The sequence below is a fragment of the Pseudomonas juntendi genome (assembly GCF_009932375.1).
GTDB classification, from domain to species: domain Bacteria; phylum Pseudomonadota; class Gammaproteobacteria; order Pseudomonadales; family Pseudomonadaceae; genus Aquipseudomonas; species Aquipseudomonas juntendi.
On sequence record NZ_BLJG01000306.1, the window covers coordinates 1 to 322 of the forward strand.

Below are 322 nucleotides of genomic sequence, written 5' to 3' on the forward strand. Positions count from 1 at the left end.
ACGCCGTTGCTGGCCATGCTGCGTGAGCAATTGAGCCAAGGGCAGGCTCGGGCCATCCACGTGTTCCAGGGTGCGCGTAGCCTGGCCGACCTGCCGTTCAGGCAGGAGCTGGCGAGTTTGCAGCAACGGGCCGAGGGCTTGCTGCACATTCATCGCGCCCTGAGCCAGCCGGAAAGCCATGCGCTGCTTGGGCGGGATTACGAGTTTGCCGGGCGCCTGGGCATCGGGCAGGTCAAGGCGACGCTGGCACTGGACGACTACGAGTTCTACCTGTGCGGACCGGGCAGTTTTACCCAGGACTTGTATGAAGGGTTGCGCGGCG

1 protein-coding gene is annotated in these 322 nt (G+C 64.9%); it reads left to right on the forward strand.

All coding sequences use genetic code 11. From position 1 onward, the window contains the following. Nucleotides 1-322, forward strand: a 322-nt coding sequence (locus tag GYA94_RS25100) for a ferredoxin reductase domain-containing protein (RefSeq protein WP_498072224.1), incomplete at both ends; no start/stop codon positions are given.